Origin of the sequence: Caballeronia grimmiae (assembly GCF_000698555.1) — a bacterium.
GTDB lineage: Bacteria > Pseudomonadota > Gammaproteobacteria > Burkholderiales > Burkholderiaceae > Caballeronia > Caballeronia grimmiae.
Genome location: NZ_JFHE01000038.1, coordinates 41,774 through 55,853 on the forward strand (window position 1 = coordinate 41,774; position 14,080 = coordinate 55,853).

General features: G+C 64.3%; 14 protein-coding genes. 6 read left to right on the forward strand and 8 right to left on the reverse strand.

The window, feature by feature from the left end; genetic code table 11:
- Window positions 1-100: 100 nt before the first annotated feature.
- Genes zwf through BG57_RS25465 form a run of 3 tightly spaced genes read left to right on the forward strand, consistent with a single transcriptional unit; the run spans window position 101 to window position 3,356 of the window.
- Window positions 101-1,630 carry a glucose-6-phosphate dehydrogenase gene (gene zwf, locus BG57_RS25455; protein ID WP_035969352.1) on the forward strand — a complete coding sequence of 510 codons (1,530 nt, stop codon included), beginning with the start codon at window positions 101-103 and terminating at the stop codon, window positions 1,628-1,630.
- Between the two features lie 26 nt (window positions 1,631-1,656).
- Window positions 1,657-2,481 carry an ROK family protein gene (locus tag BG57_RS25460; RefSeq protein WP_035969356.1) on the forward strand — a complete coding sequence of 275 codons (825 nt, stop codon included), beginning with the start codon at window positions 1,657-1,659 and terminating at the stop codon, window positions 2,479-2,481.
- Window positions 2,478-3,356, forward strand: coding sequence for a Cof-type HAD-IIB family hydrolase (locus BG57_RS25465; protein WP_035969358.1), 879 nt, complete (start codon window positions 2,478-2,480; stop codon window positions 3,354-3,356). Before BG57_RS25460 ends, BG57_RS25465 begins: the two co-directional genes overlap by 4 nt.
- An 85-nt stretch (window positions 3,357-3,441) precedes the next feature.
- Here BG57_RS25465 and infA read toward each other — a convergent pair whose 3' ends face one another.
- The 5 genes from infA to BG57_RS25490 form a co-directional block, all read right to left on the reverse strand.
- Entirely contained in the window at window positions 3,442-3,708 is a 267-nt protein-coding gene (infA, locus tag BG57_RS25470; protein WP_035969364.1) for a translation initiation factor IF-1, read from the reverse strand.
- 554 nt (window positions 3,709-4,262) lie between these two features.
- On the reverse strand, window positions 4,263-5,240 hold the full coding sequence (gene corA / locus BG57_RS25475; RefSeq protein WP_035969366.1) for a magnesium/cobalt transporter CorA: 978 nt from the start codon (window positions 5,238-5,240) through the stop codon (window positions 4,263-4,265).
- Between the two features lie 151 nt (window positions 5,241-5,391).
- A complete protein-coding gene (locus tag BG57_RS25480) occupies window positions 5,392-5,829 on the reverse strand; it encodes a bactofilin family protein (protein ID WP_035969367.1) in 438 nt (145 codons plus the stop codon).
- 75 nt (window positions 5,830-5,904) lie between these two features.
- Complete coding sequence (locus BG57_RS25485; RefSeq protein ID WP_035969368.1) at window positions 5,905-6,261, reverse strand: hypothetical protein; 357 nt, start codon at window positions 6,259-6,261, stop codon at window positions 5,905-5,907.
- Window positions 6,248-7,198, reverse strand: coding sequence for a M23 family metallopeptidase (locus BG57_RS25490; RefSeq protein WP_152562698.1), 951 nt, complete (start codon window positions 7,196-7,198; stop codon window positions 6,248-6,250). The genes BG57_RS25485 and BG57_RS25490 overlap by 14 nt, the downstream gene beginning before the upstream one ends.
- 387 nt (window positions 7,199-7,585) lie before the next feature.
- On the opposite strand from BG57_RS25490, the gene BG57_RS25495 reads away from it, so the two are divergent.
- The 3 genes from BG57_RS25495 (at window position 7,586) to BG57_RS25505 (ending at window position 10,631) form a co-directional block, all read left to right on the forward strand.
- Entirely contained in the window at window positions 7,586-9,118 is a 1,533-nt protein-coding gene (locus tag BG57_RS25495; protein WP_035969412.1) for a CoA-acylating methylmalonate-semialdehyde dehydrogenase, read from the forward strand.
- 16 nt (window positions 9,119-9,134) lie between these two features.
- A complete protein-coding gene (gene mmsB, locus BG57_RS25500; protein ID WP_035969370.1) occupies window positions 9,135-10,019 on the forward strand; it encodes a 3-hydroxyisobutyrate dehydrogenase in 885 nt (294 codons plus the stop codon).
- Between the two features lie 255 nt (window positions 10,020-10,274).
- Window positions 10,275-10,631: a hypothetical protein gene (locus tag BG57_RS25505; protein WP_035969373.1), complete on the forward strand. Its 357-nt coding sequence runs from the start codon at window positions 10,275-10,277 to the stop codon at window positions 10,629-10,631.
- A 68-nt stretch (window positions 10,632-10,699) separates the two neighbouring features.
- Here BG57_RS25505 and BG57_RS25510 read toward each other — a convergent pair whose 3' ends face one another.
- From BG57_RS25510 to glgA, 3 genes are all read right to left on the reverse strand, one after another.
- On the reverse strand, window positions 10,700-12,136 hold the full coding sequence (locus BG57_RS25510; RefSeq protein WP_035969414.1) for a dihydrolipoyl dehydrogenase: 1,437 nt from the start codon (window positions 12,134-12,136) through the stop codon (window positions 10,700-10,702).
- A gap of 28 nt (window positions 12,137-12,164) precedes the next feature.
- The gene (locus BG57_RS25515) at window positions 12,165-12,965 is read right to left on the reverse strand and encodes an SDR family oxidoreductase (protein ID WP_035969374.1); all 801 of its coding nucleotides are present in this window, start codon (window positions 12,963-12,965) and stop codon (window positions 12,165-12,167) included.
- Between the two features lie 55 nt (window positions 12,966-13,020).
- The coding region (glgA, locus tag BG57_RS25520; protein WP_035969376.1) for a glycogen synthase GlgA at window positions 13,021-14,080 on the reverse strand (1,060 nt) is incomplete at its 5' end.

Sequence of the window (14,080 nt, forward strand, 5' to 3'; positions counted from 1 at the left end):
CAAAGAAGCGCATGCGCCGAAAGACGCCGCGTCGAATTGAACTGTGCCGCATCGGCGAGGGTCTTTCCAGCTTCAGCCCAACGGATAAGGATTTCAGGTCATGTCAAATGACGCAAAGCAGTCGAGCGATTCGAGCACATCGGCGAAGCGCGCGCCCGCGTGCACGCTGGTCATCTTCGGCGCCGCAGGCGATCTCACGAAGCGGCTGCTGATGCCCGCGCTCTACAACCTGTCCGCCCAGGGCTTGCTCGACGACGACATGCAGATCATCGGCGTCAATCATGGTGAGCGGGAAACCGCGCAATGGCGCGATGAACTGACGCAGGCGCTGCGCAAGTTCGCCGCCGACAAGGCGAGCACCTTTCACACGTCCGAGTTGAATGAGGACGCGTGGAACCGCATCGCGCAAAAGCTCGAATACTTCTCGGGCGAGTTCGCCGAAGACGAAACCTTCACGCGCCTCAAGGAACGGCTCGCGCAGCAAAAGAGCGGCAATGTCGTGTTTTATCTCGCCGTGAGCGCGCGCTTCTTCGCGCCGATTGCCGAGCGGCTCGGGCGCACAGGCTTGCTGGAGCAGAAGGACGGCGCGTTCAGGCGGATCGTGATCGAGAAGCCGTTCGGCACGGACCTCGCCTCCGCGAAGGAACTGAACCGCTGCATCCTCGCGCATGCGGACGAATCGCAGGTGTATCGCATCGATCATTTTCTCGGCAAGGACACCGTGCAGAGCATTCTCGCGGTGCGCTTCGCCAATGCGATGTTCGAGCCTGTCTGGCGGCGCGAGTACATCGACCACGTGCAGATCACGGCGGCGGAAACCATCGGCGTGGAAGGGCGCGGCAGCTTCTACGAGCAGACGGGCGCATTTCGCGACATGTTGCCGAACCATCTGTTCCAGTTGCTCGGCATGGTCGCGATGGAGCCGCCGAATTCCTTCGATGCCGAAAGCGTGCGCGACAAGAAAGCCGACGTATTCGATGCGATCAAGCCGCTGACCGCGAACGATGTCGTGCTCGGCCAGTACGAAGCCGGGCCCGCCGGCCGCGCGTATCGGGATGAGCCGGGCGTCGCGAAGGACAGCCGCACCGAGACCTACGCGGCGGCGCGCGTTTATGTCGAGAACTGGCGATGGGCGGGCGTGCCGTTCTATCTGCGCACCGGCAAGCGGCTGACGGAGCGGCGCACGGAGATATCGGTGCAATTGAAAGCTGTGCCGTTTCGCCTTTTCCGCGATACTCCGGTCGATGCGCTAACGCCTAATGTTTACACGCTTCGTATCGATCCGGCGCACGGCACGAGCTTCGATTTCAACGTGAAGATCCCCGGCCCGCTGATGCAGGTCGGCGCGGTCCGATCGGCGTTCGACTACAGCGATTTCTTCGCCGCGAGCGCGAATGTCGGCTACGAGACGCTGCTGTACGACTGCATGCTCGGCGACCCGACGCTGTTTCAGCGCGCCGACAGCATCGAGACGGCGTGGGCGGCGGTGGATCGCGTGCTGCATCCGGATGCCGAATTGCCCGTGCATGGCTATGCGTCGGGCAGCGCGGGCCCGGAAGCGGCGGACCAGCTGCTCGCCGCCGATGGCCGCGCGTGGCGTCCGCTGACCGATGCCATCGTCAAGAAGTAATTCTCTTTCGAACGAGGACAAGCAGCGTGAGCACGGAATCCAAAACGAAGCACAGGACGCGCGTTTCCACCGCCAAGGGCGCGCCGAAGGCTGACCGTATCCTCGCCATCGACATCGGCGGCACGGGGTTGAAGGCGGCGGTTCTCGCCGAAGACGGCGAGATGAAAAGCGAGCGCGTGCGGGTGCCGACGCCCAGGCCCGCCACGCCCGATGCCGTCGTCGATACGCTGATGACGCTCATCGAGCCGATCATCGCGGAGCCGCCGACGCATCTTTCGATCGGCTTTCCCGGCGTCGTGCGCGACAACGTCGTGCTCACTGCGCCGAATCTCGGCAACGAATACTGGTATCGGGTGCCGCTCGCGGACATGATCGCCGCGCGTCTTGGCGGCGTGCCCGCGCGGATGATCAACGATGCGGAGATGCAGGGCCTCGCTGCGATCGAAGGCAGCGGCATCGAAATGGTGCTGACGCTTGGCACGGGCGCGGGCACCGCGCTCTTTCGCGACGGCGAACTGATGCCGCATCTGGAGCTTGCGCATCATCCGGTCTCGAAGGGCCGGACTTACGACGAATACATCGGCAATGCGGCGCGCGAGAAGGCGGGCAACAAGCGCTGGAACCGGCGCGTCGAGAAGACCATCGGCATACTGGCGACGCTCGCGAACTACGACAAGCTGTGGATCGGCGGCGGAAACGCCGCGCATCTGAAGTTCGACTTGCCGCCGAACGTCGCGGTCGTGTCCAACGCGGCGGGCATCGAAGGCGGCGCGAAGCTGTGGCATCCGCGTTCGGTTCGCGAGACCCGTCAACTGCCTCACTTCAATCAGCGCGAAGGAGCGCTCTCATGAACGCCAAAGGCCAATACGGTTTGCATAGCGTCGACGGCGACGGCGCGGCCGCCTTCGAGGCGCTTGCGCACGTGGAACTCGTCGTATCCGATTGCGACGGCACGCTGCTTCATACCGACAAGTCGATCAGCGACGCCGCGAAGGACGCCGTGCGCCGCCTGCACGAAGCGGGCGTCGCGTTCACCGTGGCGAGCAGCCGGCCGGGTGCGGGAATGCGGCATATCGTCGAGACGCTTGCCGTCGACATGCCTTACGCGTCGTACAACGGCGGCAATCTCGTCGATCCGCGCACGCGCGAAGTGCTCGCCGCCCACAAGCTGCCGCGCGACGCGGTGCAAACCTCGCTCGAAGCGCTCGCGGCGGCGGGCGTCGATGCGTGGGTGTTCGTCGGCGACGTGTGGTATCTGACGAATGCGGAGGGCGCATACGTGCCGCGCGAGCGTCGCACGGTCGGTTACGACGGCGTGCTCGTGCAGCGTTTCGATGACGTGGATCTGGATGCGGTCGACAAGATCGTCGGCTCGACCGCCGATGCGCCGCTGCTCGAACGTGTCGAGCAGCAATTGCAAACGCGGCTCGAAGGACGCGCGAACGCGGCGCGCTCGCAGAGCTATTACCTCGACATCACGCACGTGCTGGCCAACAAGGGCGAAGCGGTGCGCGAACTGGCGCGTCGCAAGAACGTGCCGCTCGAACGCGTGGCCGTGCTCGGCGACATGAGCAACGACATCGCGATGTTCGAGATAGCGGGGGTATCGATTGCGATGGGGCAGGCGTCGGAAGGCGTGCAGCGCCGCGCGAGCCTGGTATCGGCGACGAACGACGCCGATGGATTTGCGGTGGGAATCAACGCGCTGCTGTCGGCGCGAGGGTAAAACAGGGGCGCCGCCCGCCGCGGATCAAGGGCTTTGACGCAGCCTTCGGATCAGCGGTGGACGCTATTGACACACGCCGGTTGCTTTAGCGCCGGCGCATCGGTGCGCGTGCCGCGCCGCCGCTTGCACGTTCGTCTTTGTGACGGAAGTTGATGCGGCCTTTCGTCAGGTCGTACACGGACAGTTCCAGCGTGACGCGATCGCCCGCCAGAATACGAATGTGGTTCTTCCGCATGCGGCCCGATGCGTACGCGCCGACGACAACGCCGTTGTCGAGCGTCACGCGATAGCGGCTGTCGGGGAGGACTTCGTCAACGATGCCATCGAGTTCGATGAGTTCTTCTTTCGCCATGTGAGCTCCAGTTATGAGTTTGTAAGGTGATGCGCTTGCCTGATGCACACATCCGTTGCCCGCGTCGGCGCAATCGCGCGCTCTTTCTCAGGCACACAACGCCGATTCGCGGATGGAGGCATGAACGGCCGCGCCAGAAGGCATCGTCGCTGCAATGCGTCAGAAGCGATGTAAAGCGTAGTCCGGCACGCTCGAACGGCGAGCGCGCCACGTCTCGATTCAGGCTCGTCTTGAGCTTGACGGCATAGGCCGGAACGACTGCGCTCGCCGGAAGACGGGGAACGCTGGCCGGCATGACCGGGACGGCGACATTGGCGCGGGAATCGCCCGACGTGAGGGTCAGGCGACGGCACGGCTGCCAACGTGCGGTGTGATGCGTGACTGCAGGAGTGATGTGTCCGCCGTTGCTACTAGTTGCGGCCTGCGAGCCGAAATGCAAGGCTCCGGGCTTTCAGCAAACATGTCCGATTAGACAGACGACACCGCGCAAAAGTTCCCGCGCGACGCCCTATGAATGATCGTTATTCGATGCAGACTTCACATCGCAGGCGCCATTATAACCAACCTGCCCTCTTGAAGCGCAGATAAAGCAGGACATCGACGATCAGCATGACCGCGATGCACGTCGGATAGCCGTACGTCCAGTCCAGTTCCGGTATGCGATGAAAGTTCATGCCGTAGATGCCGGCGATCATCGTAGGGACGGCGAACAGCGCAGCGAACGAGCCGAGGCGCTTCGTCACCTCGCTTTCGGCGAGCGCGATCAGACCGAGATTCACCTGAATCGCCGTGACGATCATTTCCCGGCGGCCTTCGATGGTCTTCACGATGCGCAGCAAGTGGTCGTACACGTCGCGGAAGTAGTCCTGCATGCCCGCGCATACGCCGGGCGGCCGGCCGCCGTACAGCTTGCTGACGGCTTCGAGCAAAGGCGCGGTGTGATGCTGCATGAGCGTCATGCGGCGCTTGAGCGAATAAAGATCCTCGATGATCTCCCGCGACGCCGCCGAACCGTTGTGCTCGAAGATGCGCTCTTCCACTTCGTCGAGATCTGCGCCGAGCGTCTCCAGAATCGGGAAATAGCGGTCGACGACGGCATCCAGCAGCGCGTACATCACGAAGGCCGGGCCGTGCTTGAGCAATTGCGGCTCGCGCTCGCAGCGCTTGCGCACTTCCTGAAAGCCTTGCGTCGTGCGATTGCGCACCGAGATCACGTAGTTCCGTCCGACGAACACATTGATCTCGCCGACGAGCAGTTCGCCTTCTTCATCGAACTCGACGGTGTGGAACACGGCAAAGAGCGAATCGCCGTATTCCTCGATCTTCGGCCGCTGATGCCCGTGTTGCGCATCTTCGACCGCCAGTTCATGCAGGCCGAACTGATGCGCCATATGCGCGAGTTCGCCCGGCCCGGGTTCCTTCAATGCGACCCAGATGAAAGAGTCGGGCAGGTCACGATACGCGTTGATGTCGTCGATATCGACGTCTGCCAGTTTTCGGCCGTTCTGATAAGCCGCGCAATTGACCAGCATGGGGCGCCCTTGTTAACTCGATGTAATGAGCCGTGCGCCTCATGCCCGGCGGGCGCGAGCGTGCGGCTTCGTCATCGTTCGAATCTTAGCGGATTGGCTTGTATAACGGGCCTTGGCGTCCCGCGCGGATACCGAATGCGTACAGCCTCGTTCAGTTCGGCGAGTAGTCGAGCGCGGGCACGACTTCGGAAGCGGGCAGTGCGGCGGGGCCCGATTGCATCGAGTCGAGCTTGGTCAGCTTGCCCTCGACCGTCGCGCCGACATCCATGCGCAGCTTTTGATAGTAGATATTGCCGTGGACGTGCGCGTTCGGTTGCAGCTCGACGAAATGCGCGACCATCACGTCGCCGACGACGCGGCCGTTGATGATGACATCGTATGCGCTCACGTTGCCGTGAATCGCGCCCTGATCGCTGATGACGAGAAGCGACTCGTCGCCGGGGCGGCCGGTGACGTTGCCGGTCACCTGACCGTCCATGCGCAGCCCTTCGCTGAATTCGAGGTCGCCCGAAATATGCACGTTATGTGCGATGAGCGTGGAGAGCTTGGCCGGCTTGACGCCGTGGGGGTCTTTCTTCGATGAAAACATGGCGAGTCCTTGCGATGCGATAAAGGTTGCTTCAAACAGCCACGCCGCGCGGCGTGGCTGTGTCGTCCGGATGAATCAGCGTTGCTTCCTGAGGAAGGCGAGGTCCGTCTGCAGTCGTTCGATCTGCTCGGTGCCTTGCGCCACCCGCTGCTCGAGCGCGGTGCGGGTGGCGGCTTCCTGTTCGAGCGCGAATTGCGCGTGCGTCAGTTGCTCGCGCAGTTCCTGTTCGGCGACGGGCGGCGCGCACAGCACGTCGAGCTTGCGCGACTGGTCCTGCGAATTCTTGAGCGCGAAGCCCGCCGCCACGAGCGCGCCGGCCGCGCAGATCGCGGCGATGATGCCGGGCACGTAGGCGGCGTTGCGCTTCGGCGTCAGCGAATAGCTATGCTGCGTGAGCTTCAGCGACGCGCGTTTGGAATCAGCTTTGCGCATGGGGCTTGGGCCTGAAAAGCGAGAGATAGGGCTTCGGATCGAGTTGCGCGCCGCCGACGATCACTTCGAAGTGCAGATGCGGCCCGGTCGAGCGGCCCGTCGATCCGACTTCGGCGATTTCATCGCCGGGCATCACGAACTGGCCTTCCTTGACCAGCAAGCGCGATGCATGGCCGTAGCGTGTGACGACGCCGTTCGCATGACGGATATCGATCGCGTTACCGTAGCCGTTGCGCTCGCCCGCCAGAACCACACGGCCGCCTGCGCTGGCATAAATGGCCGTGCCAGTCGGCGCGACCATGTCGAGGCCCGGATGAAAGCTCACGTGGCCCGTGAACGGATCGACGCGGTTGCCATAAGGCGAGCCGTAGCGAGAGCCGGGTGCGGGATCGCGGCCCGGAAACGCCATGTACGCCGTGTAGTGCGCGAGCGTCTGCCTTTGCAGTTGCGAAAGGGTGTCGTCGAGACATCCGACCATCTTTTCGGCGCGCTTGAGCCTCTGCGCCGGCGTGCCGACGCTCGCGCGATCCGCATTGCACAGGCGCGGCGGCAGTTCGGGGCCGCCGGAGCCGTCGAGCGCCGTCGCGGATTCCTCGCTGTCGGGCAGCGGCGGAACGTCGTGCACGCCTGACGCCGCGCCGCTGCCCGGCGACCCCTTCAGCCGGCTGTCGAAGTCGCGCAGTTCGCCCACTTGCGCCGACAGCGCCGCGACGCGCGGAGCAAGCGAGCTGAGATCGGCGTCGATGCGGCCAAGCTGCTCGATCTCGAATGAACGCCGCGCTGCGAGCGCCTGCTTTTCGCCGAGATGCGTGCGGGCGAACATCGTGCCGATGACGATGCCGAGCGCAAGCGCCGCGACCAAAAGCGCAATCAGCGCGATGACGGCGATGGTGCGCGCGGTGCGCGCTTCGACGAAGCGAACGCGCTGGCTGGACATCGACCGCCTGGACCAGATGACGAACGACATCAGCGGGCGGCAGTCGGTTGACGAGGTTGATCGAAGCAGGATTCGTGACGAATCGCGCGATGCATCGGCGTTTGTTCGGGATAGCGAATCAAAATAATACGGAGCTGGTTGTTGACGTCTTGTGACGATGTGCGATGCATCGTCGGAAAGCGGCATTAAAACACTTGACCGCGATAACAACGTCAAAAAGGGTGAACGGGCGATGGAGCCTGGCCCCGGCGTGCGGCAAGTGGAGCGCAACGGCCCAAAGGCGGGCGTCGCCGTATCGATCGGGTGTTGCTCTAGTGCCGTGAAGGACGGTTGCCTCACTATACTCAGGGGGTCGAGCATTCCGATAATCCGACCAAGGAGACATCCGTGAACACCGTTGCTGAACAACCGGCGCAGCGCGCGTCCGTGCGCACCGCCAAGCTGCTGATCGACGGCGAGTTCGTCGATTCGAAAACGAGCAAGTGGCGCGATATCGTCAATCCGGCGACGCAGGAAGTCGTCGGCCGCGTGCCGTTCGCGACCGCCGACGAAGTGAACGCGGCCGTCGCCGCCGCGCAAAAGGCGTTTCAGACGTGGCGCACGACGCCGCTCGGCACGCGGATGCGGATCATGCTGCGCCTTCAGGACCTGATCCGGCAGAACATGAAGCGGATCGCACAGACGCTGACCGCCGAGCAGGGCAAGACGCTCGCGGACGCCGAGGGCGACATCTTCCGCGGGCTCGAAGTGGTCGAGCACGCATGCTCGATCAGCACGCTGCAACAGGGCGAATTCGCGGAGAACGTCGCGGGCGGCGTCGATACGTACACGCTGCGTCAGCCGATCGGCGTCTGCGCGGGCATCACGCCCTTCAACTTCCCCGCGATGATCCCGCTCTGGATGTTCCCGATGGCGATCGTGTGCGGCAACACGTTCGTCCTGAAGCCGTCCGAGCAAGACCCGCTTTCGACAATGGAACTCGTGGAACTCGCGATGGAAGCGGGCATTCCGCCGGGCGTGCTCAATGTCGTGCACGGCGGAAAGGATGTCGTCGATGCGCTGTGCACGCATCCCGACATCAAGGCGATATCGTTCGTCGGCTCGACGGCCGTCGGCACGCACGTCTATAACCTCGCCAGCCAGCACGGCAAGCGCGTCCAGTCGATGATGGGCGCGAAGAATCACGCCGTCGTGCTCCCCGACGCCAACAAGGAGCAGACGCTCAACGCGCTGGCGGGCGCGGGCTTCGGCGCGGCGGGCCAGCGCTGCATGGCGACGTCGGCTGTCGTGCTGGTGGGCGCGTCGAACCAATGGCTGCCGGAACTCGTCGAGCGGGCGCGCGGGCTCAAGGTGAACGCGGGCGCGGAGCCGGGCGCGGACCTGGGACCGGTCGTGTCGCGGGCGGCGCAGGAGCGCATCCTCGGGCTCATCGACAAGGGCGTGGAAGAGGGCGCGACACTCGCGCTCGACGGACGCGGCGTCAAGGTGCCGGGCTATGAGAACGGCAACTTCATCGGCCCGACGATCTTTTCCGGCGTCACGACCGACATGAGCATCTACAAGACGGAGATCTTCGGGCCGGTGCTGTGCGTGCTCGAAGCGGCCACGCTCGACGACGCCATCGCGCTCGTCAATCGCAATCCGATGGGCAACGGCGTCGGCCTCTTCACGCAAAGCGGCGCGGCGGCGCGCAAGTTCCAGAGCGAGATCGACATCGGCCAGGTCGGCATCAACATTCCGATTCCGGTGCCGGTGCCGTCGTTCAGCTTTACCGGCTCACGCGGCTCGAAGCTCGGCGATCTCGGCCCGTACGGCAAGCAGGTCGTGCAGTTCTACACGCAGACCAAGACGGTGACGGCGCGCTGGTTCGACGACGCCACGGTGAACGATGGCGTCAACACGACAATCGCGCTGCGATAAAGACAGGAGGATGGCAATGCAAATCGGTTTTGTTGGCCTCGGTCACATGGGCGGCCCGATGGCTGCGAATTTGCTGAAAGCGGGTCATGCGGTGACCGCCTTCGATCTGTCGGCGCCCGCGCTCGATGCTGCGAAAGCCGCGGGCGCAACGCTCGCCGCGTCGCCGCGTGCGGCGGCGGAAGGCGCCGAAGCCGTCATCACGATGCTGCCCGCCGCGCAGCACGTGAAGGCGGTCTATCTGAACGACGACGGCGTGCTCGCGGGCGTGAGCGCGGGCGTGCCGCTCATCGACAGCAGCACGATCGATCCCGCGACGGCGAAGCTCATCGGCGAAGCGGCCGCTGCGCACGGCAATCCGTTCGCGGATGCGCCGGTGTCGGGCGGCGTCGTCGGCGCGCAGGCGGGCACGCTGACTTTTATGGTCGGCGCGGACGAGGCGCTGTTCGAAACGCTGCGTCCGGTGCTCTCCGGCATGGGCAAAAACATGGTGCGCTGCGGCGAAATCGGGACCGGGCAGATCGCGAAGATATGCAACAACCTGCTGCTCGCGGTCTCGATGATCGGCGTTGCCGAAGCGATGCAGCTCGGCGAAACGCTCGGCATCGATCCGGCGAAGCTGGCGAACATTATCAACACCTCGACGGGGCGATGCTGGAGCGCCGACACGTGCAATCCGTATCCGGGCGTCGTCGAAACAGCGCCGGCATCGCGCGGCTATAGCGGCGGCTTCGGCGCGGACCTGATGCTGAAGGACCTCGGTCTTGCCGTCGATGCGGCGCGCGGCGCAAAACAGCCGGTTTTCATGGGGGCCTTGGCGCAGCAGTTATATCAATCAATGAGCCAGCAAGGACTGGGCGGACTCGATTTTTCGGGCATTATCAAGCTATACGGGAAGCAATAGTTCGCACGCACGTGCGTGCAGAATAAAGGCTCATAAATAGCTGTTTTATTAAGCTGCACTGCACAACGCGTCGCGCTCTGCCTTAGTGGTCGAACTGATCGGGAATACGATGATTCGCTTTCCCAAAAAATGTCCTATTCTGAAAGCACGACGCGCGTGTGCCGTTGAATTAAGCGTCTCGCTAAACGGCTTCACGCGTGTCACCGATGCAGGCGAAAAGCCCGGCCTTTCGGGCGATCAGATGAGGAGTACGCGATGCAAGTCACACGTCACTTGAACATGGAATTGCGGCACGCCACCGTGCCGACTTATGTCGCCAGCTATTTCTTTCCGTTGCTCTTATTGGCATACGAAGCGTGGCGAGTGGGATCGTGGGTCGCGGTGAATGGCTTCAACTTCACCAACTTCAGCGCGATGGGCTATGAGTTCGCGTTGATGATCGCGGTGTTCGCCATGCAGGTGATTGTCGAAATCGCGTTTCTGGCGGGCGCCGTGCTGACGCGGCACAAGGACGTCGGCCACCGGCTGGCGAATCTGTCGCTCGGTCTGTTCTGCTCGCTGGTCGTGCTCGGCTTCGACCTTGCACTGCAATATGGCTTGGGCGGAAGTTGATCGACTGCGGTTGCATCGCAATGACAAAGGCCGGCTTTGCAGCCGGCCTTTTTCGTTGAATGCGCGGTTTAGCAACCCGCCGCGCTTGGCAGTCCGGGCGGCGTTTCCGCGCGCTCCTCGTAGCACTTCTTGTCGGCGTCCTTCAGCGCCGTGCGCAAGCCTTCCTCCACCACCGGGTGATAGAACGGCAGCTTGAGCGCGTCATCGAGCGTCAGTTCCAGTTGAATCGCCCACGCGAGCAGATGGCCCAGGTGCTCCATCGCCGGACCGCAGCCTTGCGCGCCGCGCAGCGTGCCGGTCTTCGCATCCGCATAGACGTGCAGCAGGCCGCGATTCTGCCGCATCACGCGGCTGCGGCCCTGCGTTTCGAACGATGCCTCGCCGGTCACGGTCATCTGCGTGTCGAGACTGTCGTACGATGCGCCGACGACCACCGCCTGCGGCTCGCAGAACACGATCGAGAACGGCACCTTGCGCTTGACCGCCTGCACGTCGGGAAAACGCGCGGCGTTGTCACCGGCGAGCTTGCCTTCGTCGGCGGCGTCGTGGAGCCACGGACGCGTGCCGTCGCAATCGCCCGCGATGAAGATGGCGCTCTCGCCGCATTGCATCGTGGTTTCGTCGAACAGCGGCACGCCTTTGTCGTTCAGTTCGATGCCCGCTTTATCCAGCGCGAGCGGCTTCAGATTCGGCGCACGGCCCGTCGCGGCCAGCACGAGGTCGAAGCGTTCGGTGCGCTTCGCGCCATCGGGCGAGGTGAAGCGCAACGTCGGCTGACCGTCTTCGAGCGACATCTCGTCGATCTTCGCGTCGGGGTCGAAGTAGAACTCGCTCTGGAGCGCGGCGGTGAGCGCATCGCGCACCGGCGTGTCCGACAGCGCCGCGACACTGCCGCCCTTGCCGAACATGAAGACGTCGACCGACAGCCGCGACAGGGCTTGCCCCAGTTCGAGCGCGAGCGGCCCCGCGCCGAACACCGCAATGCGCTTCGGCAGCGAGCGCAGTTCGAAGAGATCGTCGCTCGTGATGAGCTTGTCGCCGAACACTCTCAGCTCGTCGGGGATGCTGGGCGATGCGCCCGTCGCAATGACGACACGCTTCCCATCGACGCGCGTGTTCGCGCCGACCATCAGGCATCCCGGCGATTCGAACCGCGCCTGACCGCGCAACAGTGATCCTTCCGGAAAGTCCCGCGTTTCCTCGATGACGCCGCTCACGAAGTGATCCCGCTCGCGCCGCACGTAATCCATTACGCGAGCGGAATCGGCCTGAAGCGCATCGCCGCCGCCGATGCCGCGCGGTTCGAGCGCGCGTGCGTCGTGCAGGCCGTTGGCAGCGGCGAGCAAGAGTTTCGACGGCATGCAGCCGACCCGCGCGCACGTCGTCCCGAGTTCGCCGCCTTCGATCAACACGGCTTTCGCGCCCGCATCGCGCGCTGCGCGAAATGCGGCCATGCCGGCCGTGCCCGCGCCGATCACGGCGACATCGACTTCGATTGTTTGCATGAGACCGCCGTTCCCGTTCGGCCGCATGTCAGCCGTTGTCCGCGAAGCCGGGATAAAGCGTCATCCCGCCATCGACAAAAAGCGTGGTGCCGACGACGTAATCGCTCTCGTCGGAAGCCAGCCACACCGCCGCGCGCCCGATATCGTCCACTTCGCCGATGCGTCCGTATGGCACGAGCGTCAGCAGCCGGTCCATCGCTTCCTTCGATGCCCACGCGTCCTGGTTGATCGGCGTGCGGATCGCGCCGGGCGCAATCGAGTTCACGCGAATGCGCTGCGGCGCGACTTCCTGCGCGAGCGATTTCATCAGCATCTGAATGCCGCCTTTCGACGCCGCGTAGTTCACATGGCCCGCCCACGGAATTACTTCATGCACGGAACTCATGCAGATGATCTTGCCAAGCGCCTTCGAGACCGGGCGCGGTCCGCGTCGCTGAAACTCGCGCACCGCGCGCTGCGCCGTCAGGAACTGACCGGTGAGATTCGTATCGATGACCTTGCGCCAATCGGCGAGCGTCATGTCGGCGAAGGCCGCGTCCTGCTGCAAGCCCGAGTTCGCGACCACGATATCGACGGTGCCGAAGCGATCGACGACGGCCTTGAACATCGCGTCGACGTCGTCTTCGTCGGAAACATCGGCGGCGACCGGCAGCGCTTCGCCGCCAAGCGACGCGATCTCGTCGGCGAGCTTTTCGGCAGGCTCCGCGTGCGAGTGATAGTTGATGGTGACGTGCGCGCCCGCTTCGGCGAGCGCCTTCGCGACGCCCGCGCCGATACCCGAACTTGCGCCCGTCACGAGCGCGATCTGGCCTGCGAGAGCTTTTTGCATGGATGTCCCTGCTGTCGTGTGAATAATGGGCTGGCGAGCAAGGGACGCGCCCGCATCACGGCGCGAGCAGTCCCTGATACACCTCCGCGTAGCGCAGCGCCGCCGATTCCCAGCCGAAGTTCTGCGTCATCGCGCGCTTGACGACCGCTTTCCACTCGGTGCGGCGTCCCTTGAGCGCGAAAGCCCGGCGGATCGCGGCGACGATGCCCGCACGGTCGAAATGCTCGAATACGAAGCCGGTCGCGAGCCCGTCCGCGAGATTTTCCAGCGAGCAGTCGGCGACCGTGTCCGCGAGCCCGCCCACGCGATGCACCAGCGGCAGCGATCCGTAGGCGAGCGCATAGAGCTGCGTGAGCCCGCAAGGCTCGAAGCGCGAGGGCACCATGACGACGTCGCTGCCCGCGATGATCGAATGCGAGAGCGTTTCGTCGAAACCCAGCACGACCGCGACCGCGCCGGGATGCGCCGCCGCTGCGTTCTTCATGCCGGTTTCGAGCGCCGGATCGCCGGTGCCGAGCACGACGAGCTGTCCGCCGCGCTGCACGATGTCCGGCACCGCCGACAGCAGCAGGTCGAGCCCCTTCTGTTCGGTCAGCCGGCTGACGACGCCGAACAGCAGGGCGTCGTCGTCGCGCGCGAGGCCCACGCGTTCCTGCAGCGCCGTCTTGCACTTGCTCTTGGCGGCGGGCTTCGCGGCGGTATAGCGCGCGGCAATGGCCTCGTCGATCGACGGACTCCAGATCGTATAGTCGACGCCGTTCAGGATGCCGCTGATATCGTGAGTGCGCGTCTGCAAAAGGCCGTGCAGTCCCGCGCCGTGCGCTTGCGTCTGAATTTCGCGGGCGTAGGTCGGGCTGACCGTGGTGATGCGGTCCGCGTAGAACAGCCCCGCCTTCAAAAAGGAAACGTGGCCGTAGAATTCGAGGCCGTCGACGGCGTAGAAGTCGCCCGGCAACTGGAGCACGCCGAATTCCGACGCGGGGAACACGCCCTGATAGGCGAGGTTGTGCACGGTCATCACGCTCGCGACATGCGGTGCGCCGTCGCGCTGGAATGCGCGCAGATAGGCCGGCGCGAGGCCCGCGTGCCAGTCGTGCGCGTGGACGATGTCCGGC

Coding starts and splice junctions, on each gene's coding strand:
- infA (WP_035969364.1), bottom strand. CDS start 3,708: ATGGCGAAAGAAGAACTCATCGAACTCGATGGCATCGTTGACGAAGTC.
- mmsB (WP_035969370.1), top strand. CDS start 9,135: ATGCAAATCGGTTTTGTTGGCCTCGGTCACATGGGCGGCCCGATGGCT.
- corA (WP_035969366.1), bottom strand. CDS start 5,240: ATGCTGGTCAATTGCGCGGCTTATCAGAACGGCCGAAAACTGGCAGAC.
- BG57_RS25505 (WP_035969373.1), top strand. CDS start 10,275: ATGCAAGTCACACGTCACTTGAACATGGAATTGCGGCACGCCACCGTG.
- BG57_RS25515 (WP_035969374.1), bottom strand. CDS start 12,965: ATGCAAAAAGCTCTCGCAGGCCAGATCGCGCTCGTGACGGGCGCAAGT.
- BG57_RS25480 (WP_035969367.1), bottom strand. CDS start 5,829: ATGTTTTCATCGAAGAAAGACCCCCACGGCGTCAAGCCGGCCAAGCTC.
- BG57_RS25490 (WP_152562698.1), bottom strand. CDS start 7,198: ATGTCCAGCCAGCGCGTTCGCTTCGTCGAAGCGCGCACCGCGCGCACC.
- BG57_RS25485 (WP_035969368.1), bottom strand. CDS start 6,261: ATGCGCAAAGCTGATTCCAAACGCGCGTCGCTGAAGCTCACGCAGCAT.
- BG57_RS25510 (WP_035969414.1), bottom strand. CDS start 12,136: ATGCAAACAATCGAAGTCGATGTCGCCGTGATCGGCGCGGGCACGGCC.
- BG57_RS25465 (WP_035969358.1), top strand. CDS start 2,478: ATGAACGCCAAAGGCCAATACGGTTTGCATAGCGTCGACGGCGACGGC.
- zwf (WP_035969352.1), top strand. CDS start 101: ATGTCAAATGACGCAAAGCAGTCGAGCGATTCGAGCACATCGGCGAAG.